This is a genomic window from Bartonella sp. LJL80, assembly GCF_054871565.1.
Genome location: NZ_JBTXLM010000005.1, coordinates 23,155 through 47,982, shown reverse-complemented (window position 1 = coordinate 47,982; position 24,828 = coordinate 23,155). Strand labels below are relative to the sequence as shown.

The 24,828-nt window shown below is 49.7% G+C and carries 20 protein-coding genes and 1 riboswitch; of the genes, 6 read left to right on the top strand and 14 right to left on the bottom strand.

The features are described from left to right. Positions 1–64 precede the first annotated feature (64 nt). Together ACYSNS_RS09400 and ACYSNS_RS09395 are read left to right on the top strand one after the other, a co-directional pair. Positions 65–1,792 carry an ABC transporter permease gene (locus tag ACYSNS_RS09400; protein WP_461722898.1) on the top strand — a complete coding sequence of 576 codons (1,728 nt, stop codon included), beginning with the start codon at positions 65–67 and terminating at the stop codon, positions 1,790–1,792. Further along, entirely contained in the window at positions 1,785–2,858 is a 1,074-nt protein-coding gene (locus ACYSNS_RS09395; protein ID WP_461722897.1) for an ABC transporter ATP-binding protein, read from the top strand. The genes ACYSNS_RS09400 and ACYSNS_RS09395 overlap by 8 nt, the downstream gene beginning before the upstream one ends. Positions 2,859–3,000: 142 nt before the next feature. Here ACYSNS_RS09395 and ACYSNS_RS09390 read toward each other — a convergent pair whose 3' ends face one another. The 7 genes from ACYSNS_RS09390 to ACYSNS_RS09360 form a co-directional block, all read right to left on the bottom strand. After that, complete coding sequence (locus tag ACYSNS_RS09390) at positions 3,001–3,831, bottom strand: ABC transporter permease (protein WP_461722896.1); 831 nt, start codon at positions 3,829–3,831, stop codon at positions 3,001–3,003. A gap of 2 nt (positions 3,832–3,833) precedes the next feature. After that, positions 3,834–4,685, bottom strand: a complete 852-nt coding sequence (locus ACYSNS_RS09385; RefSeq protein WP_461722895.1) for an ABC transporter permease — start codon at positions 4,683–4,685, stop codon at positions 3,834–3,836. A gap of 29 nt (positions 4,686–4,714) precedes the next feature. Next, positions 4,715–5,794: a quaternary amine ABC transporter ATP-binding protein gene (locus ACYSNS_RS09380; protein ID WP_461722894.1), complete on the bottom strand. Its 1,080-nt coding sequence runs from the start codon at positions 5,792–5,794 to the stop codon at positions 4,715–4,717. Positions 5,795–5,869: 75 nt separating this feature from the next. Next, the gene (locus ACYSNS_RS09375; protein ID WP_461722893.1) at positions 5,870–6,721 is read right to left on the bottom strand and encodes a glycine betaine ABC transporter substrate-binding protein; all 852 of its coding nucleotides are present in this window, start codon (positions 6,719–6,721) and stop codon (positions 5,870–5,872) included. Positions 6,722–6,940: 219 nt separating this feature from the next. After that, entirely contained in the window at positions 6,941–8,461 is a 1,521-nt protein-coding gene (locus tag ACYSNS_RS09370; RefSeq protein WP_461722892.1) for an aldehyde dehydrogenase, read from the bottom strand. Then, positions 8,454–9,365, bottom strand: a complete 912-nt coding sequence (locus tag ACYSNS_RS09365; protein ID WP_461722891.1) for a dihydrodipicolinate synthase family protein — start codon at positions 9,363–9,365, stop codon at positions 8,454–8,456. The genes ACYSNS_RS09370 and ACYSNS_RS09365 overlap by 8 nt, the downstream gene beginning before the upstream one ends. Continuing rightward, entirely contained in the window at positions 9,362–10,081 is a 720-nt protein-coding gene (locus ACYSNS_RS09360) for a GntR family transcriptional regulator (protein ID WP_461723062.1), read from the bottom strand. The genes ACYSNS_RS09365 and ACYSNS_RS09360 overlap by 4 nt, the downstream gene beginning before the upstream one ends. A 492-nt stretch (positions 10,082–10,573) precedes the next feature. On the opposite strand from ACYSNS_RS09360, the gene ACYSNS_RS09355 reads away from it, so the two are divergent. Then, positions 10,574–11,899: an NAD(P)/FAD-dependent oxidoreductase gene (locus ACYSNS_RS09355; RefSeq protein ID WP_461722890.1), complete on the top strand. Its 1,326-nt coding sequence runs from the start codon at positions 10,574–10,576 to the stop codon at positions 11,897–11,899. A 275-nt stretch (positions 11,900–12,174) separates the two neighbouring features. On the opposite strand, the gene ACYSNS_RS09350 is transcribed toward ACYSNS_RS09355, so the two are convergent. Together ACYSNS_RS09350 and ACYSNS_RS09345 are read right to left on the bottom strand one after the other, a co-directional pair. Continuing rightward, positions 12,175–13,617 (bottom strand): RtcB family protein, encoded by a 1,443-nt coding sequence (locus ACYSNS_RS09350; protein WP_461722889.1) that lies wholly within the window; start codon positions 13,615–13,617, stop codon positions 12,175–12,177. Between the two features lie 867 nt (positions 13,618–14,484). Then, a complete protein-coding gene (locus ACYSNS_RS09345; RefSeq protein WP_461722888.1) occupies positions 14,485–16,041 on the bottom strand; it encodes an RNA-binding protein in 1,557 nt (518 codons plus the stop codon). A gap of 208 nt (positions 16,042–16,249) precedes the next feature. On the opposite strand from ACYSNS_RS09345, the gene rtcR reads away from it, so the two are divergent. Beyond that, entirely contained in the window at positions 16,250–17,851 is a 1,602-nt protein-coding gene (gene rtcR / locus ACYSNS_RS09340) for an RNA repair transcriptional activator RtcR (protein ID WP_461722887.1), read from the top strand. A 100-nt stretch (positions 17,852–17,951) separates the two neighbouring features. Here rtcR and ACYSNS_RS09335 read toward each other — a convergent pair whose 3' ends face one another. The 5 genes from ACYSNS_RS09335 to ACYSNS_RS09315 form a co-directional block, all read right to left on the bottom strand. Then, the gene (locus ACYSNS_RS09335; RefSeq protein ID WP_461722886.1) at positions 17,952–19,397 is read right to left on the bottom strand and encodes a c-type cytochrome; all 1,446 of its coding nucleotides are present in this window, start codon (positions 19,395–19,397) and stop codon (positions 17,952–17,954) included. After that, entirely contained in the window at positions 19,394–21,049 is a 1,656-nt protein-coding gene (locus tag ACYSNS_RS09330; RefSeq protein ID WP_461722885.1) for a GMC family oxidoreductase, read from the bottom strand. Before ACYSNS_RS09330 ends, ACYSNS_RS09335 begins: the two co-directional genes overlap by 4 nt. Positions 21,050–21,065: 16 nt before the next feature. After that, entirely contained in the window at positions 21,066–21,638 is a 573-nt protein-coding gene (locus tag ACYSNS_RS09325; protein ID WP_461722884.1) for a sugar dehydrogenase complex small subunit, read from the bottom strand. A gap of 326 nt (positions 21,639–21,964) precedes the next feature. Next, positions 21,965–22,738 carry an acetoin reductase gene (locus ACYSNS_RS09320; protein WP_461722883.1) on the bottom strand — a complete coding sequence of 258 codons (774 nt, stop codon included), beginning with the start codon at positions 22,736–22,738 and terminating at the stop codon, positions 21,965–21,967. 91 nt (positions 22,739–22,829) lie between these two features. After that, positions 22,830–23,390, bottom strand: a complete 561-nt coding sequence (locus ACYSNS_RS09315; protein ID WP_461722882.1) for a histidine phosphatase family protein — start codon at positions 23,388–23,390, stop codon at positions 22,830–22,832. Positions 23,391–23,444: 54 nt separating this feature from the next. Further along, a riboswitch (adenosylcobalamin (AdoCbl) riboswitch) is annotated at positions 23,445–23,596 on the top strand. A gap of 3 nt (positions 23,597–23,599) precedes the next feature. On the opposite strand from ACYSNS_RS09315, the gene ACYSNS_RS09310 reads away from it, so the two are divergent. Beyond that, a complete protein-coding gene (locus ACYSNS_RS09310) occupies positions 23,600–23,806 on the top strand; it encodes a CbtB domain-containing protein (protein ID WP_461722881.1) in 207 nt (68 codons plus the stop codon). 11 nt (positions 23,807–23,817) lie between these two features. Continuing rightward, positions 23,818–24,543 (top strand): CbtA family protein, encoded by a 726-nt coding sequence (locus tag ACYSNS_RS09305; RefSeq protein ID WP_461722880.1) that lies wholly within the window; start codon positions 23,818–23,820, stop codon positions 24,541–24,543. Positions 24,544–24,828 lie beyond the last annotated feature (285 nt).

Below are 24,828 nucleotides of genomic sequence, written 5' to 3'. Positions count from 1 at the left end.
GGTTTCCCTATGAAGATCGTTTCACACGTCACGGGAACCGCGTTCTATCTGAGAAAGTTTGACAATGGAAAATAGCAGACTTCCCCCCGCCAGACCATTTTCATGGCAAAAGCTGCGCGCCGATGCCGTAATCTATCGCTGGATCACCATTCTTCTTCTGGCCGTCACTGTCCTTTCGCCCGTTGGCCTGATTGTTTACCAGAGCTTCCTTGACGATGCTTTTTTCAAAAGCAATGTCGCCTTTAGTCTTGATGCATATGGCTTTGTCTTGACCGACCCGGATTTCTATCGCGCCCTTGGCACAACCATTGTCATTGCGGTCGGCATGGTCATCATTTCTGTACCGCTTGGCGGCATTCTATCATTCCTGCTAACGCGTACCGATTTGAAATTTCGCAGTGCACTGGAAATATTGGTTTTGGTGCCCATGTTCATTTCGTCCATCGTTTTGGCCTTCGGTTATACGGTTGCCATGGGGCCATCGGGTTTCTTGAGCATATGGACATCCAATATCATCGGTTTCGTCCCATGGAATATCAATTCTGTCGGTGGTATTATTGCCGTGGCAGCTTTGAGCCACGTTCCCTATGTTTATCTTTATGTCACCGCGGCCATGCGCAATCTGCCATCCGATCTGGAAGAAGCGGCACGCACGACCGGTGCTTCAATTTTCCGCGTTTCGCGCGATGTCACGCTACCAATGGTTCTGCCATCGCTGGTGTTTGCCGCCGCACTCAATCTTCTTTTGGGGTTTGAACAATTCGGCATACCGTTGGTGCTTGGCGACCCATCCGGCACATTGGTTCTAACGACTTACATCTATAAATTGACCACTCTGTTCGGCGCCCCCACCTATCAGCTCATGGCTGTTGTGGCCATGGTGCTGATCTTGCTGACCTTGCCACTTATCTTTGCCCAACGCCAAATCCTCAAACACAGCCGTCGCTATGCAGCGCTTGGCGGCAAAGGGGTCAGAGCTTCACCGCTGAAGCTTGGCACAAAGGGTCAGATAATCGCCCTCACCGCCATTGCTTTCTGGCTATTTGTTTCGGTCATTATCCCGGTTGGTGGCATTACGCTTCGCGCTTTCGTTAATGCCTGGGGTCAGGGGGTCAATGTTCTGGATCATTTGACCCTGGCCAATTTTTCCCGACTTTGGGAAGTCCGCAACCTTTCAACCGGCATTATCAATACTGTCATTCTGGGTGTCTTCGGCGCGCTGCTTGCAGTGTTTGTCTACCTGCTGATCGGTCTTGCCGGACACCGAAACCGCGGAATGAGCGGCACCCTGCTTGATTATATCGTCTTGTTGCCGCGCGCCCTTCCCGGCCTGATTATCGGTTTGGCGGTCTATTGGGTATTTTTGTTTGTTCCCTTTTTGACACCGCTCCGGCCCACGCTCTTTTCACTCCTGATTGCCTATATGGTGGTGGGGCTTGCTTATGGCCTTCGCCTGTTGCAGGGCACTTTGTTGCAAGTCTCGCCCGAATTGGAAGAGGCCGCCCGCACCAGCGGCGCAACCATTGGCCGCACATGGCGCGACATTGTGGTGCCGCTTGTCAGACCCGGCCTAACGGGTGCCTGGGCGCTGATCATGATCTTGTTTTTGCGCGATTATGCCACAGGCGTTTATTTGATGAGCGCGGATACCGGTGTCATCGGTTCGCTCATCGTCCAGCAGTTTGAAACCGGCGCCATGGATACCATCGCCGCCCTGGCTTTTGTCAGTATTGTACTAACCGCAGCAGCGCTTGCGCTTGCCCTGAAACTGGGAGCAAAAATCAATGAATAGAACCGAACTCGTCGTCAAAAATGTAGAAAAATGGCTCGGTGGCCTGCAAATCCTCAAAGGTGTCGATTTTACAGCCCAACGCGGCTCCATTGTCGCGCTTCTGGGCGGCTCCGGTTCCGGCAAGACGACGCTTCTGCGCTGTATCGCCGGATTGGAAAACCCTGAAGTCGGCTATATTCAAATCGGCGAACGCATTGCCCGCGATAGCGTGAAAAACATCCAATTGCCGCCTGAACAACGTCATATCGGCCTGGTATTCCAGTCCTATGCGCTTTGGCCCCATCGTACTGTGCGGGAAAATGTCGGCTATGGCTTGAAACTGCGCCACGTCAACAATGAAGAAATTACCCAGCGTGTCGATAAGATACTCAAAACAATGGGGCTTGATCACCTTGCCGACCGTTATCCCAGCCAGCTTTCCGGCGGACAGCAGCAGCGCGTTTCCATTTGTCGTGCCGTTGTCTACGAACCGCGTGTTTTGTTACTGGATGAGCCCTTGTCAAACCTTGATGCGAAACTTCGGGAAGAAGCGCGCTACTGGATCCGCAAACTTATTCTGGAACTGGATATCTGTGCTATACTTGTAACCCACGACCAGACAGAAGCTTTGGCGGCTGCCGATCATATTCTTTTGTTGCAAAATGGTCGGATCATCCAGCATGGAAGCCCTCTGGATATCTATTCCAATCCCAATAGCTTCTATTCGGCAGAATTTCTCGGTGCCAACAATGTCGCTGAAGGGCGTATTCTGGAAAGAGATGGCAATATTGCTGTCATCGGCGACGAGGACTGGTCTATAACCGGAACGTTACGGGACGAGAAACCGGCGGAGGTCGGCGAAAAGGTCAAGGCGGTGATCCGTCTCGAACATATAAGGGTGAAAAAAACCGCTGTAAAAGGTTCCTCTCTTATGCATCTTGATGCAAGTCTCTATCTCGGTGACCGTTGGGAATATCGTTTGCACCATGGCGGCCTTGAAATAAAGGCCAGCGGAGCAGAAAGGCTTGACGCCGGTAACGTGCATGTTGCCATAAAACCGGAAGATGTCTGGCTGTTCAATATCTGAAAAAACGGACAGGCGCACCTCGCCGCCTGTCCCTTCATTGACCTGTTACAGCGTGTAGCCAAAAGTGGGACCGGCTTTGGATGAATATACGCGAAAAAATGGCTCATGCGTGGTGTCTGAACGCGATAGAACACGACACGCATTAGCGTTGTTTTTGCGTCAGTGCGGCCTTGGACAAGCGGTCTAAAAGCAGCGCGATGGCAACAACTGAAAGGCCGGCGCGCAATCCTAATCCCATTTCCATACGTGTGAGACCGCGCGTTACTTCTGCGCCCAACCCTCCGGCTCCGACAAGTCCGGCCAAAACCACCATGGAGAGTGACAGCAGAATACATTGATTAAGCCCAACCAATAAGGTCGGCATTGCAATCGGCATTTCTATCTTGAACAGGATTTTGCGAGGGGACGCGCCAATCGCGTATCCCAATTCAAGATATTCTTTTGGGATCTGTTTGAAACCGAGCGCGGTCAAACGCAGCATGGGCGGTATGCCATAGATAATGGTCGCGATGATTGCTGGAACGCGGCCTAAGCTGAACAGCATGACAGCCGGTATCAGATAGACCCAAGGAGGCACAGTTTGCATAATATCCAATAGCGGGCGAATAGTTCGTTCCAAACGAGGTTTGCGGGCTGCCAATACACCAATCGGAAAGGCAATCAACACCGAAATCGTTACCGACACGACGACCAGACCAACGGTCTGCATCGATGCCTGCCAAAGATTGCTGAAAAAACACAAAGCAAGTGCACAGGCAGAAAACACCGCTATCTTCCAATTTGCCAGATAAAATGAAACGCTGAAGACAAACGCGATAACCAAATAAGCGGGGAAGAACAACAAGGCTGTCTCGATGGCACCCAAAAATCCTTCGACAACGGAGCTGATCGCCGCAAAAAGCGGATGGAAATTGATGTTTAACCAGTCAACGACGGGTGCCAAATAGGATCCGGGTGAAAATTGTAAAACCATCTTTACGTCCTACCCGTTTTGTTGGCGCTACTTTGTGTAAGACCATCAATAATCATCGTCAGAATGACGATTGCAATGGCAGCATTGATGGATAGAGCGATGTCCAAAGTGCGAATGGCGCTATAAATCGTCTGGCCAAGCCCACCAGAACCGACAATGCCGGCAATGACCACCATACCAAAGGCCATCATCAGACTTTGATTGATACCAGCCAATATACTTGGCCGTGCAAAAGCCAAGCGTATCTTGGTAAACATTTGCCGTTTCGTCAAACCAGTCGCATCGCCAAGCTCGATAAATTCATTGGGCGTCTGGCGCATACCCAGTGACGTCAATCGTATGACCGGCGGTATAGCGATGATGATAGTTGCCACCAGCGCAGTTGCAGGCCCATAGCCCAACAATGCAATAGACGGTAAAAGATAGATATAGGGCGGGAGTGTCTGCACAAGATCAAGAACGGGATCGACAATGCGCCCGACCGATTTGACAAGACCGGAGAGAATACCGATGGGAAGGCCGATTGCTATCGCCATAAATGTAGCAATAACCACCAGCGAAAGGGTACTGAGTGTTTCAGCCCATAATCCCATTGCAAGGCAAAGCACAAGCGCGAGCGCGCTGATAAGTCCGAAGCCGAGATGCACAAGGCGCCAGCCGATCAGACCGAACAGCACAATAAGCACAAGCGCCGGTGGCAATTGCACAAGCCACAAAACGCCATCATAAATCGCTTCCAAGCAATCACGAACAAAAGAAAAAAATGCATTTCCATGATCGCTGATCCATTCCAGCGCGCTATCGACATAACCATCGAAAATTTCAGCCAGTGTAGCAGTATCTAAAAACAGCATGTGCCCTCGCCTTTAATGTGCGCTCACCTTCAATGTGACTGTACCGGTTTGTCCTGCAGGCCCTTTAAAAGGCTATGAATGGTGATGACACCAATCGTTCCCGTTTCATCTGCAACCGCTACTGCGTCCTTGCCAGACTCCAGTAAAATATTGATCAGATTTTCAATGTCGGTATCGGGGCCGGCAATGGCCAGAGCGCTCAAGTCGTTCTGCGGTGTTGACGCGCGGTAGTCGCTCGGAGCTATCATGACCGAATGCGCCTTGACGAGATGCATCCGGGAAATTCCGGCAACAAATTCAGCAACGTACTGGTCTGCCGGATTGAGGATGATTTCTTCAGCGGTGCCGACCTGAATGATGATGCCATCTTTCATGATTGCAATTCTGTCGCCGATGCGTATGGCCTCGTCCAAATCGTGGGTTATGAACACCGCAGACTTACCGAGCTCTTTGGTAAGCTGACGAAACTCGTCTTGCAATTGACGCCGTATCAGTGGATCAAGGGCACTGAAAGGCTCATCCATCAGGATAATTTCAGGGTCAGATGCCAGCGCTCGTGCAAGGCCGACGCGTTGCTGCATACCGCCCGACAATTCGCAAGGGTAGCGCTTTTGCCAATCAAGCAATCCAACTTTTTGCAGCGCTTCGGTGGCTATTGCCAGACGTTTGGCCTTGGCAACGCCGCGTACTTCCAAACCAAATGCCGCATTTTCAACGACATTGCGGTTGGGCAGCAAAGCGACGTTTTGGAAGACCATGCCAATATTTTTTGCGCGCATTTCACGCAGCTCCGCGGCGTTCAGCTTGGCAATGTCTTTGCCTTTTACGATGACTTTGCCAAGACTTGGCGTAATCAAACGGTTGAGCAGACGTATAAGCGTCGATTTACCACTGCCCGATAATCCCATGATACAGAAGATTTCGCCACGCTTGACTTGCAAATCGGCATTTGAAACACCGACGACACAGTTATAATCGTTTAATATCTGCGTCTTGTTCAAGCCTTGTTGGGTCACGGCATCCACTGCGCGCTCCACATGATGGCCGAATATTTTCCAAACGGACTGACAGTCGATAAGAATCTCGTCCGAGACAATTTGCCCAGTCATGGTTTTGCCCTCAAAATTCACATTGATCGCTTGTATTGTTACCGACACAGGGTGGCCGGCATCATGCTTGTTCCGTCAGGGCTTCTTGATATTCATCCAGCGCTTGACCAGATCGGTATGGGCCTCCATCCAATGATCGACAGCCTCATCCATTGTCTTGCCATCGTTGTACTCGGCGTTGATGGCGGTAATATCGTCGAGGGGGATATAGATACCGGCAAGCAATTCCCTGACATGCGGATTGGCTTCCGAGTAACCTTTATGCGCAATATAGTAATAGGCTTGGGCACCGGGGAATATGCCCTTTGGATCTTTCAGGAATTTGATGTCGTATTTTGCAAACATCCAATGCGGTTTGAATGTCGTCACGGCAATCCACTCGTTGCGGCTGATTGCCGATTGCAACGCCGCTGTCATTGCAGCCGTACTGCCTTCAACCAGTTGCAGCTTGAGGCCATAGGCCTTGACGGCATTTTCCGCGTCAAGCATCAGACCCGACCCCGGCTCAATGCCAATGATACGCCCGTTAAATTTGGCGGCCTGCTCGTTTAATTGATCCAACGAGTCAATATTGACATAGGCCGGAACGGCAATAGCTTGATAGAGGCCATAGGATACAGGCGAAATCTTTTCGAGACGGTTTTTATTCTTGTTCCAATAGTCTTGCGTTGCATAATTGATTTGCGATGTAAAAATTTCCACATCACCCCTCGTCAATGCCGCGTAAGCAATGCCGAGTTCAGAAAATTGGGTGACCTCGACCGTGTAACCGGCTTGTTCAAGCACCTTTTTGGTGATGCCGGTAATGGGCGTCAGATCCTCCCAGGACATCGTGCCCAATTTGATGGTTTTCTCTTCGGCACGCAGTTGGGTGCAAGCCAATGTCATGACAAAAACAAGACAGACGATTTTCCAGAAATATCGCATTATTCTCTCCTCAATTCGTTCCCAGTCACCCTTTGCGCTTTTTTCTTTTTTACCTGTCAAGCAGGCTTTCGGCTTTAAGGGTGTTAAACGGCCAGTAGTATAGCCGGCTGTTCTTCATTCTTCGCTCTGCACATATCCATGTTCTGCAAATACCAATTCACCCGGCAGCAAATATTCCGGCTTTGTAACTGCCGGCACATAGTGTGCAGAAAAACCAATCTAAGATGCCACAGCCTCCTCTTCCGAATGATCGCGGCTATCAATCCAAATCGTTTTTAACTCAGTATATTGATCATGGGCCCAAATCGATTTATCGCGCCCGCCAAAGCCGGATTCTTTGAAGCCGCCAAATGGTGTTGTCACATCACCCTCGCCAAAACAGTTAACCGTCACAACACCCGCCTTGATTTCGCGTGCAAGGCGGAGTGCGTGACTGAGCTTACTGGTATAAACCGAAGCCGCCAGGCCATACACCGTGTCATTTGCCAAGGCGACAGCTTCTTCCAGTGTATGGAATGTTGTGACCGATAAAACAGGGCCGAATATTTCTTCGCGGAAGAGACGACTTTGTGGGTTAACACCATCGACCAACGTCGGCTCAACAAAAATATCACCAGAGGTTTTCCCCCCTGAAACGAGGTTGAGCTTTTCACGTTTGATGTCTTCCAGATAGGATATGACTTTTTGATAATGGGCAGCCGATACCAGCGAACCGACACGGTTTTCAGGTTCCAACGGATCGCCCATCTTCCACGCGCCCATATGTTTGACGATACTTTGCAGAAGTGCGTCCTTGACCTTATGGTGGACAATCAAACGCGATGTCGCAGAACAATTTTCACCCATATTCCAGAATGCGCCATTGACCACCTGTTCGGCGACCTTATCGATATCGTCAATATCTGCGGTGACAATCGCCGGGTTTTTACCGCCACATTCCAGCACAATCTTTTTCAGGTTGGAATCGGCCGCATAACGCAGGAAACGACGGCCTGTTTGCGTTGATCCAGTAAAGCTGACCAACGCGACATCCATATGTTTTCCAAGCGGCTCACCCGCGTCTTCGCCGCTTCCGGTAACCACATTAAATATGCCTGCCGGTATTCCTGCTTCGCTGGCCAGTTCGGCAACACGAAGCGACGTCAGACTGGTCTCTTCCGCAGGCTTCAGAACGATGGAACAGCCCGCCGCCAACGCAGGACCGATTTTCCAAGCCAGCATAAGCAATGGAAAATTCCATGGTAAAACCAAACCTACAACGCCGATGGGCTCACGGACAACCATAGCCATGACATCATCACCCACCGGTGCGACATGGTCGTAAATCTTATCAATCAGTTCAGCATGCCAACGTATCGTGTTGATGGTTTCGGGTATATCGGTCGACTGGCATTCCCCCACCGGCTTGCCAGAATCGAGACTTTCCATAACCGCCAATTCATGACGGTTGTCATGGAGAAGGCGGGCAAAACGCAACATGATATTTTTGCGTTCGGCGGGCGGCAAAAGGCGCCAACGACCATCCTCAAATGCTTCTTTGGCTTTTTCGACCGCAAAGTCGATATCCTCGGCGCAGCAAGCCGCAAGTTCTGCTAAAACTGTCCCTGTCGCCGGATTGATAGTTTTAAAGCGTTTGCCCGCTATCGCCGGACGAAAACCGCCATCGACAAATGCGTTGGATGGAAATGACATGGTTTTTGCAATGGCCGCATATTCGGCCGCCGTGAGGATATCAGGCATTTTTCTCCTCCGACACAATGTCTCCAATAGCGCTTTTTAAATCCGCGACGATTGTTTGCAGGGCTTGTTTTTCTTGCGGTTGCAATCCCTGTAGCGGAGCGCGCACATCGCCGGCATGTAAACCTGCCAATTCACAGCCATATTTGATCGATTGGACGAATTTCCCACCTTCCAGAGCATCCATCAAAGGCAGCATCGCTGTCATGATTTTACGTCCCTTGGTAAAATCGCCCTGCTCAACACAGGCCTCATAAAGCGCTATATGCTCGTGCGGGATGAAGTTTGACGCAGCGCATACCCAACTTTGAGCACCCCAGGCAAAAAATTCCAGCGCCTGATCATCCCAGCCACACGACATTGATATCTGCGGAAATTCACGCGAAAGCATGTGAACCCGCGCCATATCACCCGAACTTTCTTTGATCGCCTTGATGTTTTTTGATCGGCTGACCCGCGTAAGATAATCGCGCCCCATATCAACACCCATGCGCGCAGGATAATTATAAAGCATAATGGGAAGGTCGGCAGCCCGGTCAACTGCCAAAGCATGCGCCGCATTTTCTTCTTCTGTTGGAAGTGCATAAGGTGGCGACGTGACCAGAATTGCATCCGCGCCGATTTCCCGCGCATGTTTTGCAAAGACAATAGCGTCTTCCGTACGGATCGCTCCAGTGCCGATGATCAGCGGCAAACGTCTGCCAATGACATCTTTTGCAAAAGCATTCAGCGCCAGACGCTCGTCTTGTGTATGCGCATAATATTCACCAGTCGAACCGCCAATAATGATACCATGAACTTTCGCCTCAATCAGAAACTCCAACACTTCGCTGAAGGCCTTCCGGTCGATCACACCATCGCTTGTCAAAGGCGTAATTGCCGGCGTGTAAATACCCTGAAATTTCATGACAACACCTTTTTATCTGTAAGACTGGCAAGCGCGACACGGCTGTCCTGCTCCAGCGACTGAGGCGCGACAAACAGCTCCATATCTTTCCGCGATAATTCCCAATGCTCAAAAACGGTATCGACAATCAAATCTTCATCGCGCTGCTCGATTGCCGTAATCATAAGGTCGTGGTGCTCAACTGAAACGAGCACGCGTTTTTGCATATCTTCGTCGCGGGGGCGATAGAACGTATGGCCAATGCGGGCGTGGTCAATCAGCAAGCGGTTAAGACTTGCACACAGATACACATTACCCGACATCTCTCCCAACATCTCATGGAAACGGTTATTTTCGATCACCATGGCGTAAGGTTCGCCTAAAATACTGGCACGCCGGTAACGCTCCTGAACCTCCCGCAAAACATCCAACTGTGCTCGCTTATGATTTTGCGTGGCGAGCCGCCCGATTGCAGCATAAATCATCGGCGCAACCTGAAAGAAACTACGCAATGTCGAGTGATTCATCGGGGTGACACGGGCACCGCGATTTTCTTGAATGGACACATATCCTTCCCCCTCAAGACGGCGGAAGATTTCCCGCACCGGTGTGCGTGAAACACCATAGCGCTCACCCAATGATACTTCGTCCAGATTGGAATCCGGATCCAGCTCCATCGTCAATATTTGACGTTTCAAGTCCTCGTAAAGTTTATTCTTCCCACCCGGCACAGACATCATCCCATTATTGGTTATTTATTTACGTCTTGATTGGAAGAATACATTGCCTTAGAAACCTGTCAACTAATTTTGTATAAATTTTGTACACAATCTATAAAAAGGCATCATGGCGCGCCGTCAGAGCCTCAACTGACAATCGCTGTCGGTAGTTTTTCCATCACCACAAAATCAGGCTTTATCCACTTGATTTGAGCGCGTTTTGCGAAAGTGTGAAGCGGTTTTAGGATGTAAAAGCGTTGTAAACATCGGATTTGAGTGTCGATCTGACCCAATCAGATCGAAATACATTCTGTTTTTTCATTTGAACTTAAAACGCTATTTCGCAATGTAAATCGTCCAGATTGTCACTAAAATGAACGATAGGATATTGCGTTTTCTCAAAACTCATCATAAGTTTTATTGTATACATATATTATACAATTTATATTTATATTTTTTGACCAGCTATAATCATGCAATTCTCATATGTTTTCTGTGGAGGACAGGCTTATGAAGACGATTGAACGGTTTCCCACCTGCGCCGGAGATCTCGGCTGGTTTGCCTTATCGCGATATAAGGATCATCCCTTTACACCACGACAGCAGCTACAAAAAACCTATGACTACGTTGTCATCGGTGGTGGATTTGCTGGCATCAACGCGGCCCATCGTCTCGCCGAATTAAACCCTGGGGCTACCATTGCAGTTTTTGAAGCTTTGAAAATCGGCATGGGAGATAGCGGACGTAATGCCGGTTTTTTGATGGACGTTCCCCATTCCTTTGGAGAACCGGGAATGACGATTGCCGATCATCAATACCGGATGAAGCTCAACCGTATTGTCATTGCACGTATGGATGCCATAAGGGTTGCCAATAATCTTACATGCGACTGGAGACAAAGCGGCAAATATCTGGCAGCGCGCGAGCCGAGGTTTTTGAAAAACCTCTATGCGATGGCCGATATCATTGATCGTATCGGCGAAGAAAGCCGGTTGATCGATAAGGCGACCTTGGCGGAAAAACTTGGTATAAATTATTATATCAAGGCGCTTTATACTGCCGGCACTTGCCTTATCAACCCTTCCGAAACAGTAAGGGGCTTGGCTAGCGTCCTACCCGGAAATGTTGATATCTTCGAAGAAACCCCCATTGTGCAAATCGACGATCGCAAAGTGGTCGAAGTCACACTGGCTGATGGCATCCGTATCAAAGCCGGCAAGCTTCTTTTGCTGGCCGGGGTATTTATCGACCGGTTCGGCATTGAAAAGGCAGGGCGCATGACTCCTGCCGGCAGCTTCGGCGCTTTTACCCGTACACTGAAAGAAGAGGAAATGGCACAATTTGCCAAGATCGTCCCTTGGGGCTGCACATCGGCCCATGCAGCTGGCACAACTGTGCGGCTGCTCACAGATAAGCGTGTTTATGTGCGCAATGGACTGACCTTTCCAACCCATCTATCCTTATCGAATTCACAAGTAGATCATGCCAGAAAACAATTGCGCCTTTCGTTCGAAAACCGGTTTCCCACCTTGCGCCATGTCGAGTTCGAATATGTCTATGGCGGCATGATCCCGTTGACCATAAACGGCCAATCTTTCTTCTTTCAAAAAAGCCCGAATGTTTATGCCGCCGCAGTTGGCGATGGATGCGGCTTGACCCGCAGTTCTATGCTGGGGCTTTATCTGGCAGAATTGGCCAGTGGCATCGACGGTGAAGAAGTCCGCCATCTCCTTAAAACAAGCAATCCCGGCTGGTGTCCGCCCGAACCAATAAAAACCTTTGCCGCCAACATACGGATGAAGCTGGAAGAATATCAGGCGCGCGGTGAAGTGTAGAGCGCTTTTCGACCTGATGCTATCCGGCCGGCGCGTCTCAAGCTTTTGATGTGTCGCGGTATCTTATCCGATAGATGATTCACATCAATCGGGAACCGCTTTAGGGTCAAGACTATTCATTTGAACGAAACGACAGGTTGAGAATTTGCTGGGAACGCAGAGATGCGCCACAGGATTTATGACCATTCCCAAGCCGCTTCGCTTTTTCGGCATCGCCTTTCTATCGTTGCGGGACACAATCCTTTCGCCGGTTGATACCGGCGAAAGTTTTCTTATTACGATGGAGATTTTGACGCGTCTTTTGCTTTTTTCTTACGACGCCACGGCGCATCGGCAAGCCAATTTCCCGCCATGATGGAACCATAGGGCACGACCTCGTCAACAATGTCAGCAAGGCCATATTCCTTTATCTGCGCTCGCACCGTATCGGCATTTTTATAGGCGGAGGGCAGTTCCGACACATCGGGCTTTCCCGCAAAAAACCGTACATCAAGTCCTTTTGTTTCGCGCGCCATCACAGCCGCAATATCACGCTCGCTTAAGCCGCGACTATCGGCGCCGAATTCAGCACAAAGACTACGAACGTAGCCCGAGCGCGAAAAATTACGCCCTGCACCATGGGGCGAAAACCCTAAACCATGGGATGCATTTGATCCGCGCACGATCAAAATCGGCTCAGCCATATTCAACGGAATAAGCGTCAGATCCGTCGCATCATGCGCCCAACCGTCAAAAGCCGGCGTTGCACCTTTAGCATGATAGAACAGACCATCACTTTTTTGGAACACAAAATTATGCTCGTTCCAAAACCGGTCATTCACACGCACACCAAGTTTTTCGGCTGCGAGATCATGAATGGCGAAATGATTTTCCTTTGTCCACTGGCGAACGATCTGAAGCGCTGACCAATAGCGTTCTCCTTCCTCGCTTTCTGCCGGGATCCACGCATTAACCTTATCTGTTTCCGGTGATAGGATTTCACGAAACTTGTTCGCAATTTTCATTCCGCGGTCATAAAGACGAGCGCCGGGTGCACGCGAGCCGTGATGCGTGACAAGAACCGTCTCGCCTGTCGATTTCAACTGCCCGACATAAGCAAAATGGTTTCCATCGCCCTGTGTCGCAAAATGCTCTATCGCGGTACTCGTCATGGCATCAAGATACGGGTTGTCCTCAAATGCCTGCATGGTCTGGTTACTAGGCCGGACTTGCGCACCGCGCGCACGACCACCGGGACCAAAATGGGTGGACTGATGCACAGCATCAAGCAATGCGGCCGGATCAACACCCGAAAACACCGAAAGTGCCATTGAACAACAGATATCGGCCGAATGCATACCGGGATGGATCGCCTGCGATGCAACCACACCACCAACCGGAATATTGCCAATAGCACCGGTCGGGCAAGCGTCTGGCATAATCGCTGCCGCTTTTACAACCGGCGTCATGGCAAGTTTGCGCATCGTCGCGATAACATTCTCGACATTCTTCTGCTCAATCTCGTTTTCACCACGAATATTGACATGAATGGGAACGCTGCCTTCAGTTTGCAACGGCAAACTGGGCGGAGGCGCGAAAGTGAGTGCCTTTTGCAGAGCAAGATCTATTGCGCCGCCGCTTGCCAAAACTGCGTTTGCAGCCTCCAGAGCAGGGTTAAACCATTTTCCCGGTTTCATACCAGCATTAATCAGATCCTGTCCGCTTAGTGTCTGTGTCATTTTCTTTTCTGCTTTTTTGCAGCCTTTCTTCCTGAGTTTAAAATTGTTACGTTTTGTATTCCTGTTCTGGTGACAAAATTTGCAGGACATTTTCCTGAGCTACTGACTTCATCCGAATCTGGGATGACTTGAACATCCGACCTCTCCGTTTTGCGGAGCGCTCTACCCATGTAGTCCTGCATGCATTCACCAGACAAGAAATTGCGGCGACAAATAGAGACAAAACCCGGATGATCCCGCCCATGCCAAAGAGCGTCTTCCAAGGGGGAGTCGAACCACACCAGATCATCCATTAATGGCGGATGTAGTTTTGTCGGGCATTCGCCGCATCATTTGGTTAAACATTGTATGACGACGAGTGTTGAAAAGACTTCTTCCGTTTGGAAGAGAGGGCTTCGAACCCACCGCTCCGTAGAGTTACCATGTAGTCTGTTCGGGCATTCGTCACATGACAGTTGAAATCTTACCTTTCTTACAGCTCTACGTCTTCATCCTACGCATCTTCTTGCTTTTGATAATACGCGTCGAATTAGCGCGTTTCGTCTTTTTATTTAGAATTGGCTGTTATGAATATGACTGACAGCATCGGCGACAAAGAGCGACAAAACACCGGCGGCTCCGCCCATGCCAAAGAGCAAGCTCTTACGGGGCATAAAGCCACACCAGATCGTTGGAGGATGTAGTTTTGCCGTGCATTCGCCGATTGAATATTTGAAAAAGTGTGACGACAAGTTCGGTAAAGACATCTTCCTTGCGGAAGTTCGGGCAGATGCCCAACGGCTCGTGATAGGAAACGTGTAGTCTTAACCAGCATTCGTCACACTTAGAGCGTATTTCGATCTAGTAGGTTGAGCTCGACGCTCTAATTCAAAGTTCAGTTTTTTCTATCATTTCCATCCAATTCACTTTCCCTTCTTTTCGGGTGGCAAACTCATTCACCAGGTCAAAGACGGCGTCGGAAAACCCACCTATATTCAATACGTCATCACCGTTAAGCGCGGGCGTGTCGGTATATGGCTGTATATCCAGACAGACCATTTTCGCCTGCGGATTGCGCTTTTTTATACGCCGCCATTGCAGCATCATTTCCGTCGGCCTTCCAAATTGGTTCGCATCGACCCATGATTGATTGTCCGATATAAAAAACACCAGATCGACTTTCTCATTTCGGTTGGCCAGTTTTTTTAATGGTGCCGAACAATTTGTTCCGCCGCCACAAACATTTGCCAATTTTTGCGCATTGGTCATCACGCTGTCACGTCCATTCAAGTCGAGATTGACAACCTCGTTCTCAAACGGAAGCACAGTCGCATGCGGATTGCGTCGCAAAAAGGCTGCCGTTATCAATCCAGCCACGTCAACACAGCGCACCGCTGAAGTCGCGCCCTTTCGATAGCCTGTTATCGCAGAGCTCATCGAACCGGAAACATCCGGGCACAACACCATTCGCCCCTTGAAGCTTGGCACATTTTGCAAAGAAACTTCCATTGCATCCTGTAATGCATCACGCACTTCTGGCGGCACCTGAACATCAGCCATTTTCCAAGCCATGAGCAGCTGATAGGGGAAAACTTTTGCACGCCTGATTTCGTCGGCATCGCGCAATCTTTCGGCAACAACAAAGCCCATACCAGCAACGTCAAAGACGCCCTTTCTGGCAAACATATTCAAGTTTTGGCGCAATGTCTGCCAGCTTACCCTTTTAGCAACTTGTGCCCATTGCACAGCTTCAAGCGGCAAAGTGGTCAGCATTTGAAACGGAACATTGGGCACCGCAAGGGTATGGTCCCGCTTGAACGCTTCAAACTGTGCAACAAGTTCCGGCAAAGCGGCGACATCATAAGGCTTTCTTAAAAGCCAGGCGTAGAAAGCCTTCCTTTCTTCATCCTGTGGTTTGGGATGAACCATTTTTACAACATCCGCCAAGGATGGGTCGTTGCCAACCGAAGCATTGAGCAATTGCTGTACCGAGGCACGTTCCAGCCAGTTCTGCACCATTTTTTTCGGACGTGTACCAAGCGACTTTCGCCCTGCGGCACCTGAACGCATCAATTGAACAAAATTACGCAGCATCTTGCCGTTTTTTATCACGTGCGGAAAAGCTCTCGTAAACAGCGCATGATCCAATGAGGAAAGAACGGCCAGCAGCGTTGCAGGCATATCTTTCATATGTCCCTGACGGGCAGCGTAAACCGCAACCTTTGCCAGAAATTCAGGATCGACCTGAGCCGAAAGTTCCAGCACTTTTGCCAGTTGCATTTCGCCCGTTCCGTAGAACGTATTGTTGAATGTGCCGGTCTCCGCCAATTGGGCCAATGCATCATAGGCAGATAGCTGATAGGACGGCGCACTTTCCATATTGCGCCCATCGGTACCGGCAAGCCATTTACCAAAATATTTTTTAAACACTGCCTTGTTTGCCATGATAGCACCTCTTTATCTGTTATGCCCTTAACATTTCAAGAACTGTGCCAAGTTGAAAAAAAATTCAAAAATATAACGTTATAAATTTACAAAGTATTGTTTTCATTGCATATTTATTTTTGGAAAGAATTTTCAGCGACAAAAACCGTTGACAAAGGCCCTTGAGTAATATCTCATTCTATATAAAATTTTATAAGGTTTTATATAAATGAAGCGAACAGTCGTTTTTAGTATTCTGGGCACAACACTGGATCAGGTTAAACGACGCAAGCGCTTGGGCAAATGGCGCCCCAACATCAGTCTTTGCATGCAGCCGGGTTTGTTTGTTGATCGGCTGGAACTTATCCATGGTGAAACGTCGCAGAAGCTGGCAAGCAATGTTGTCAGCGATTTACAGGAAGTGGCACCGGCGACCCGCGTTCGCGAACATATTTTGAATATGGATGACCCATGGGATTTTGCCGAGGTCTATAATGCGCTGCGCGATTTCGCGCGTGGCTATCCTTTCGACCCCGACCATGAAGATTATCTCGTCAACATTACCACGGGTACCCATGTTGCGCAGATTTGTTGGTTTTTATTAACAGAAGCGCACCTTATTCCGGCGCGGCTGATACAGCTTTCACCACCACAAAACCGCGAAGAAGGTGATGGTTTTGTCGGCACATACAAGATTATCGACCTCGACCTGTCGCGTTATGATGATATTGCCAAGCGTTTTGCGTCGGAACGTCTGGACGCGACGAATTTTTTGAAATCAGGCATTTCCACACGCAATGCAGCATTCAACCAAATGATAGACGAGATTGAACGCGTGGTGATCCGTTCCACGGCACCTGTCCTGTTGATGGGGCCGACAGGCGCGGGAAAATCGCAATTGGCGCGAAAAATATTCGAATTAAAAAAGAGAGAGCGAAAAATCATCGGTGCCTTTGTTGAAGTCAACTGTGCAACACTGCGCGGCGACCAAGCCATGTCCACACTATTCGGACATGTCAAAGGGGCTTTTACCGGTGCACAAGGCGAGCGTGCCGGCTTGATGAAAACTGCCGATAAGGGTGTTCTTTTTCTTGATGAAATTGGCGAGTTGGGCTTGGATGAGCAGGCAATGTGTCTGCGGGCATTGGAAGAAAAGCGTTTTTTTCCTTATGGCAGTGATCGGGAAATCGCCGTTGATTTCCAGCTGATTGCCGGCACCAACAAAAATCTGGCCAAAGCAGTTGCTGAAGGAAAGTTTCGCGAAGACCTATTTGCGCGGCTCAATCTATGGACTTTCCAATTACCCGCCTTGCGAGAGCGACCAGAAGACATTGAACCGAATCTCGATTTCGAGTTGCACAAACATTTGGAGACGGAAGGCCAAAACATTACATTCAACCGCGAAGCGCGCGATATGTTTTTGACTTTTGCCACCGGTTCAAACGGGGTTTGGCGCGGTAATTTCCGCGATCTTTCCGCCTCTGTAACGCGTATGGCAACCTTTGCCGCACAAGGCCGCATTACCTGTGATATCGTAGAAAAAGAGATTCAACGTCTCAAACAGCTTTGGAAAGCTGAAACCGATAGCAAAGACGACTGGCAGACTATCCTGACTGAAATATTGGGTGCCGATGGCATGACAGAGATCGACCGTTTTGATGCGGTACAATTGGCCGATGTCATTAATGTCTGCCGGTTGCACACAACCGCGAGTGCTGCGGGACGGGCGTTGTTCGCCCATTCCCGTGATGTTAAGAAAAGCAAAAACGATGCCGATCGTCTGGTGAAATTTCTTGCTAAGTTCAACTTGCGATTTGACGACTTGATGTAAATTCTGCCCGCCGACCGCTATTTTAGGATGATATTGAAGGCGGCGAAGAGATCAGTCCGTTAGGAACGGAGCAATGACTCCGTCCCTGCTTCGGATAAGACTAAAACCGCGCATTGTGCGCCTTCAGTTTCCTCCGTCCATAGATCATCGAGGCCAGACAGAGCAGAACCAGCAACACCACGCAGATTGCCGGTGCAATAAATGGCTGCACCAGCGCAAGTAAGGGCTGCGGGCCGCCAGCCCGTATTGCTGCAACATCAGCCACACTGACATGCAAATTGGCATTGCCGAATGATGTCAACACGTAGTTGGCAATTTTTTCAACATCGTCATCCGACAGTTCAGCGATTTGCGACCCCTTGCCGAATGTCGGCATGATGACAGTGCCAAGATCGCTTTGACGACGAACGCCAAAAAGCATGGCGGCCACGAGATTATTGGGATTACCACGGCTTGTAGCTGAATTTCCTATTAGCGATGGATAGGCCTGATTATCGCTGCCTTTGCCATCCGGTTGATGGCAGCTGGCACAATAGCCCGAATAAAGCGCCATCCCGCTTTGCAATGTATTATTCGCGGTTTGCGGTTCAGTTCCACGAATTGTTGCTTCCAGATCGACATTGTCGGTTGCCTGCTCGACTTTTTTAGCATTCGCATGATTGATCGGCGGAACAACTTTTAAATATGCGGCAATAGACTGTAGATCGCCGTCTGGAAGGTAACGAAAACTATCTTCTACGGCCTCGGCCATGGGGCCGGCGGCCTGCGCTTTGCCAGCCAGTTTTCCAGTTTTCAGATAGGTGACAATGTCTGTTTCACTCCAAGTGCCTATCCCGCTTGCAACATCTGGCGTGATATTTGGCGCATACCACGAACCGACCTGTCCGCCGCCAAGATAATCGGCGCTATCCGAACCCATCAATAAATTTCTTTGCGTGTGGCAAGTGCCGCAATGCCCCAAAACGTCAACAAGATAGGCCCCGCGATTTTGCTGATCCGTCAGCTTGGGATCGGGAGAAAAAACTTTATGCCGCGCAAAAATGACATTCCACACCGACATGACGTAGCGCTGATTGAAGGGAAAACCCAATCGGGTTTGCAGCGTGGGTGCTGCATCAACCGGTTCGGTTGCAAGGGTCAGATAGCTATAAAGCGCGGCAATATCTGTATCCGTCATCTGCTGGTAGGTATCATAGGGCATAGCCGGATAAAGATGGGTGCCATCCGGTCTTATGCCTTGGCGCATCACCGTCTTGAATTGCTCCAACGTATAACTGCCAATGCCATATTGCTTTGATGCAGTGATATTGCTTGAAACGATAACACCAAGCGGTGAGACAATCGCATAATTACCGGCATAGGGCTTACCTTGCGCATTAGGCGCGGTGTGGCAGGCAGCACAATCGGCTGCAATGGCGATCTTGCGTCCCTGTTCAATTTTCCCCGCATCGGAAAGCTGCGCGGATGCCAATCCCATAGGTAATAAAATCGTTATGAAAACAGCGCAAATCGAACTGACGAGTGAAAAAGAAATTGCGCGCATCATGATTTTTTCACCAATCCATGGGACATATCGTCCGCAGCCTTCAATGCCAAAGCAGCCATTGTGAGTGTGCTGTTTACAACACTGGCCGAAACCATTGCCGCACCGCCCGGCACCCACAGATTTTCATGGTCATGGGTGCGACAATTTCTATCAACAACCGAGTCACGCGGATCATCTCCCATAATACAGCTGCCCATAATATGGTTATTGGCATTGAGTGCTGTTGTAATGCTGAAATCTTCACCGCCGAAAAGCTGACCGATATGTTTAAGCTGCTTGCATGACTCTTCATAACCGCGTTTGACATAATCACCGACATCGTAACGGATATCTGGACAGGGCAGCCCATGGGGATCCAGCCGGTCGGCACTGAGTGTCAAACGATTTTCAGGATCGGGCAGAGGTTCAAGGCTGATGGAAAGATCAACCCCGTGGGTGACCCGTTTACGGATCTCTGCATCCAGCGCTTTGCCATAAAGACCTTTGGCCAAGGCGGCTTTGGTGGCGGCGGTAACCTGTGTAATATTGTAAACGATGATTTTCGTTGCAGAATATTGCGACCGGAATGCGCCATCGCGCGGCCCTACCAGGCAAGAACTTTGCGCCGGCCCCTGCCCCAACCACAAAGGCTCGCTGGTTTGAAAATAACAGTGAAAACCGGAGTGATCCATCATGTTGCGGCCAACCTGGTCGGACGAATTGGCAATCCCGGCGGGGTTTCTGTCATTGGCCGCCATTAACAATAAACGCGGGCTTTCAATGGCGTTTCCGGCAATAACAAATTGCTGACCGCTGGCTTTATGCGACACATGGTTTTCATCATACCAATGGACAGCAGTCACCCGGTTGTTTTCATCCGTATCAATGCGATAGACAACCGATTGGGCAAGCACGACCGCACCCTTTGCCTCTGCCCGCATGACATGGTGAATACCATTATACATGGCACCGATAGGACAGATGGGCTGACAGTTGTTATTGCCCGCACAAATAGGCCTTTCCTGCCATTGTCTGGTTGAACGCGCCTGCGGGATAGGGACGCTGCGATAGCCGTGCGGATTAACAACCTCGGCGAAGCGTTTGTCGCCATAGCCCCATGGCACCATATCCATTGGATAAGGTTGTGATCTCTGCGACGGTGACTGCAATTGCGGATCGTTGGGGCCAGCCACACCGAGTTGTTCTTCGGCCTGACAGTAATACGGTTCTATTTCTTCATAACTGATAGGCCAGTCACGCCCGACGCCATATAGCGAATGCATTTTGAAATCTTCCGGCAGGTGGCGCCAACACGAGGCTGCCCAATGCCATGTAGTCCCGCCAACTGTGCGCAGATAACCTTGCTTGAATGATGATGCACTGGGGCCGGTTAAATGGACATAGTTGTTTTCCGGCCAATAAAGCGGTGCGGGTGCTTTGTCCGATTGCGGATAAAGCCCCTGATAGTCCGATCCGTTACGGTTATCAAAAGGCATGTTGCGCCAGTTTTCAACCGCCTGAGCGCGCGTAATCCGCAATCCTGCCTCAAGGATCACAACCGAGTGGCCTTGGCTGGCCATGCGGTCGGCGATGAGTGAACCGACAACGCCGGAGCCCACAACAATCACATCGGCACTCACATCACCATTGTGAAATTCCGGTTTTTTAACCATCGTGAATAATACCTGTTTATAAAATGGAAGGTTGGGTTTCGGGCATGCGGCTGACACCGGGTGGCAGGCTGTCTTTCCAATAAAGCGGGCCCTTGCTGCCATAGGTCGGCACAATCAGCCCGTCCGATACAGGGCGATACATCAATGCTTTTTCGTAAGCGACAACAACCGGCCCGTCATCGGTTTTGACGGTGCCGGTGTACCAAGCCGCAATGATCGACAATGCTGCCGCTTTCAAATCTTCGGCATTGATGGCGGCCATGTTGTCTTCAACAGACTTTAGTGGCGATGTTAGACTGAACAGCTCGCTGCTTTGCGTGATGAAAGCCGGATTGTGGTGTGCCAACGCATCCTGAATACGCCGCGCCGTGATCGGGGAAAGATCGCTATAGCCGGTCAGTGCGCATGAAAGCTTCAGAAAATCCGCCACCGGAATTTTTTGTGCTTCACCTGCAAAGGCAGCTTTTGATAAAAAAGTGCAAGCTAGAAGCGCCCCGACACTTTGCAACAATAAACGCCGGTCTAAAACAAAAGCGCTATTGCTATTTTCCCGCATCGTCGCAGGTTGACTTGATTTCGATTTTTGCATGGCCCAATGTATCCCGTAAAGTGCCCGCAATTTAGCAGACTGTGCAGACACGGACACATCACATATAATCAAGATTAAGTGAGATTGCGGGTAACGCGTTATAGCATTTTCCGAAAAGTGTGAAGCGCATGCGCAGGAGAATTGATACACCGGATCAATTCTCTATCCTGCTCCTATCGGACAAAAAATCGTACCCTAGAGGCCTATTGGAGATTTACCCCCCGAAGATCAACGTGATGTCTCCGCCCTTTTCGCACCCAAAAAAACAGCCGGGCGATGAAACCCGGCTGTGTATCGAAACTCTTTTTTTGCCGAAGCGGCTTATCTTAGCGATAGACAATACCGCCATCAGTCAACATAGACTGACCGGTGATATAGTCTGAATCCGAACTTGCCAGGAACGAGACAAAATTTGCCACATCTTCCGGTGTTTGCGCGCGCCCAAGCGCAATACCGTCGACAAACTTCTTATAGGTCTCGCCTTCTTTAGCACCTGTTGTCTCAGCAAACCGCTTGTCAATCTCAACCCACATATCGGTTCCGACAACACCGGGGCAATACGAATTCACGGTGATGCCCTTCGAAGCATATTCTTTGGCGGCTGTTTGTGTCAAAGCGCGCACGGCAAATTTGGTTGCCGAATAAACGCCGAGCATAGCGAAACCTTCATGGCCGGCAATGGATGAGGCGTTGATGATTTTGCCTTTTTGCTTGCGCTCGATAAACTTTTTCGCCGCAGCCTGTATGCCCCATAATGTCCCTTCGACATTGATTTTAAGGATTTTATCCACTTCCTCAGGCGTTACATCGGCCAAGGCATTTACCTGTGCGATACCTGCATTGTTGATCATCACATCAAAGCCGCCAAGATCTTTTTCGGCTTTGTCGATCGCTGCATAAACATCTTCACGTTTGGAAACGTCTGCCGTAATTGTCGTTGCTTTGCAGCCCAGGGCTTCCACTTCCTTGGCAACACCGGCAAGCTTGTCTTTTTGGATATCGACAAGTGCAATATCAAACCCGTCTCTTGCCAACCGCAAGGCTATTCCGCGGCCAATTCCCTGACCTGCACCGGTGACAACTGCAACTTTAGCCGACATGACAACTCTCCTTTTTTGTTAACGCATCTCTTTAGCACTTAAGAACGAAAACACTGCGGAACAAGGGGCAAAGCACCGATAAAACGACAATTCAAATCGAAAGGTCAAACGATGCGGCTTGGAGTTTCCAGCTTTGATTTTGTCGGATGACCTCTATCCTTGCAAGCGGTGCAATATCCATCCTGAATAAAGACGCCAAGGGTGCGGAAAGAACATGGACCAAAACGCATCGGATAATGATTGCGTCGGTAAGATACAGAACAAGGTTGCTGCTGTCGTTTAGATTTTCAATCCATTCTACACATTTGTCATAGATCTGCGCATAAGAGCTTCCCCCATGCGGGCTGACGTAAGGGTCTTGCAACCAAGCTTGCAAAGCCAACGGCTCTTCTTTGGCAATATCCTTCAAAGAACGCCCCGCCCAACGGCCAAAATCATATATCGGCAAGTCTCTATCAATTGTATAGGGATATTGGAGCCGCTCAGCCGTTGCAGTGGCTGCTAGACAGGGCGCGCAAACAACGCTTTTCAGGTGCTCCAATTTGGACATATCGGAAATAGCGATATCGCCATCAAGGGCCTCGTTACCGGGAAAGATGCCGCGCCGTTGGGCTATAGTTTCAGCATGGCTGAGCAAGGTTATATGCAACAAATCGTGATCCCTGTTTTTGCGGCCATATTGCTTTGACAGACTTTTGCAATCGGCATATCATAGTCCAACATTCAATATCGTGGAACCCGGTGTCAATCCGGGGCGGTCGCGCCACTGTGACTGTCTACCATGTATGGGACAGAAGCCAGAACGTCGATTTGAATGTTTTTTACTTCACAACGGGACGCGTAATCCTAAGGAGGTTATCTATGTCTGTCAAAACGGTCACTGCACCGCAAACTCTTTCCATCCCTGTCAAAGACATTCTGCCCTGGGCGATTTTTGGCGGCCTTTTATGCCTGATAGCGCTCTACTTCATCACAACGGAACAAGGTGCCCTATCAGTTTTTAGCGGCACGACCATCCATGAATTTGTGCATGACGGGCGCCATCTTCTTGGCTTCCCTTGCCATTGAGGAGATGAAACATGATGGGTTCTCTCCTTTATAGGGGCATGCTTGTCGGCCTTGTGGCCGGTTTGATTGCCTTCGGTTTTGCTCGCCTTTACGGCGAACCTTATGTGGATGCGGCCATTGCTTTTGAAGAGCAACATGCCGCTATGGAAGAAAGTGGCGGACACAGCCACGGACAAGAAGAAGAAATTGTCAGCCGTTCGACACAGGCGGGCCTGGGACTTCTTACTGGTCTGGTCGTCTATGGTGCGGCGGCAGGTGGTCTATTTGCCTGTTTATGCGCATTTGCCTTCGGACGGTTAGGGCGCCTTGGGGCCAAAGCGACAAGCCTTCTCCTTGCCGTTTCGGCTTTTATTGCCGTCGTCTTGATGCCACAACTTAAATATCCGGCCAATCCGCCTGCTGTCGGCAGTCCTGAAACCATCGTCAGCCGGACGGAATATTATTTCGGCCTTATCCTGATATCGTTATTGGCCATGATCCTCGCCTATCTGGCGGCCCATAAGCTTGCAGAAAAATATGGCAGCCTCAATGCTGCCATCACGGCGGGTTTCGGTTATATCGTGTTTATGGCGGTCGTTTATCTTATCATGCCAATCATTAACGAGGTTCCAGCCGATTTTTCCGCCGATGTCTTATGGCATTTCAGAACGGCGACATTCGGAATACAGGCCATCTTATGGCTGATATTGGGTGTCGGCTTTGGCTATCTTGCAGAAAAGCGGCTCAAGGCGTCTTGAGCCAAATACCTTTAGCGTTTTTAGCGTTTTGAATACACGCATTAAACCCACGTTTGAATGCATGTATGCATTCATGAGAAGCCCAATTGGCAAACGGGTGCCGGATTATTTTACCGGCAGAAGCAATCGCCACTTTTCAACCCACGCTATAACACCGGCATGACTTTTTGGTGGGCAGGAAGCCAAGCGCTTGCTGCCCACTTTTCATATCGGCATGGCAGTGGCTCAAAGCTTCACAGAATATTGTAGGAATTACACATTGTTGTGTATAGTCGAAACCAAGTC

Coding starts and splice junctions, on each gene's coding strand:
- ACYSNS_RS09400 (WP_461722898.1), top strand. CDS start 65: ATGGAAAATAGCAGACTTCCCCCCGCCAGACCATTTTCATGGCAAAAG.
- ACYSNS_RS09395 (WP_461722897.1), top strand. CDS start 1,785: ATGAATAGAACCGAACTCGTCGTCAAAAATGTAGAAAAATGGCTCGGT.
- ACYSNS_RS09390 (WP_461722896.1), bottom strand. CDS start 3,831: ATGGTTTTACAATTTTCACCCGGATCCTATTTGGCACCCGTCGTTGAC.
- ACYSNS_RS09385 (WP_461722895.1), bottom strand. CDS start 4,685: ATGCTGTTTTTAGATACTGCTACACTGGCTGAAATTTTCGATGGTTAT.
- ACYSNS_RS09380 (WP_461722894.1), bottom strand. CDS start 5,794: ATGACTGGGCAAATTGTCTCGGACGAGATTCTTATCGACTGTCAGTCC.
- ACYSNS_RS09375 (WP_461722893.1), bottom strand. CDS start 6,721: ATGCGATATTTCTGGAAAATCGTCTGTCTTGTTTTTGTCATGACATTG.
- ACYSNS_RS09370 (WP_461722892.1), bottom strand. CDS start 8,461: ATGCCTGATATCCTCACGGCGGCCGAATATGCGGCCATTGCAAAAACC.
- ACYSNS_RS09365 (WP_461722891.1), bottom strand. CDS start 9,365: ATGAAATTTCAGGGTATTTACACGCCGGCAATTACGCCTTTGACAAGC.
- ACYSNS_RS09360 (WP_461723062.1), bottom strand. CDS start 10,081: ATGTCTGTGCCGGGTGGGAAGAATAAACTTTACGAGGACTTGAAACGT.
- ACYSNS_RS09355 (WP_461722890.1), top strand. CDS start 10,574: ATGAAGACGATTGAACGGTTTCCCACCTGCGCCGGAGATCTCGGCTGG.
- ACYSNS_RS09350 (WP_461722889.1), bottom strand. CDS start 13,617: ATGACACAGACACTAAGCGGACAGGATCTGATTAATGCTGGTATGAAA.
- ACYSNS_RS09345 (WP_461722888.1), bottom strand. CDS start 16,041: ATGGCAAACAAGGCAGTGTTTAAAAAATATTTTGGTAAATGGCTTGCC.
- rtcR (WP_461722887.1), top strand. CDS start 16,250: ATGAAGCGAACAGTCGTTTTTAGTATTCTGGGCACAACACTGGATCAG.
- ACYSNS_RS09335 (WP_461722886.1), bottom strand. CDS start 19,397: ATGATGCGCGCAATTTCTTTTTCACTCGTCAGTTCGATTTGCGCTGTT.
- ACYSNS_RS09330 (WP_461722885.1), bottom strand. CDS start 21,049: ATGGTTAAAAAACCGGAATTTCACAATGGTGATGTGAGTGCCGATGTG.
- ACYSNS_RS09325 (WP_461722884.1), bottom strand. CDS start 21,638: ATGCAAAAATCGAAATCAAGTCAACCTGCGACGATGCGGGAAAATAGC.
- ACYSNS_RS09320 (WP_461722883.1), bottom strand. CDS start 22,738: ATGTCGGCTAAAGTTGCAGTTGTCACCGGTGCAGGTCAGGGAATTGGC.
- ACYSNS_RS09310 (WP_461722881.1), top strand. CDS start 23,600: ATGTCTGTCAAAACGGTCACTGCACCGCAAACTCTTTCCATCCCTGTC.
- ACYSNS_RS09305 (WP_461722880.1), top strand. CDS start 23,818: ATGATGGGTTCTCTCCTTTATAGGGGCATGCTTGTCGGCCTTGTGGCC.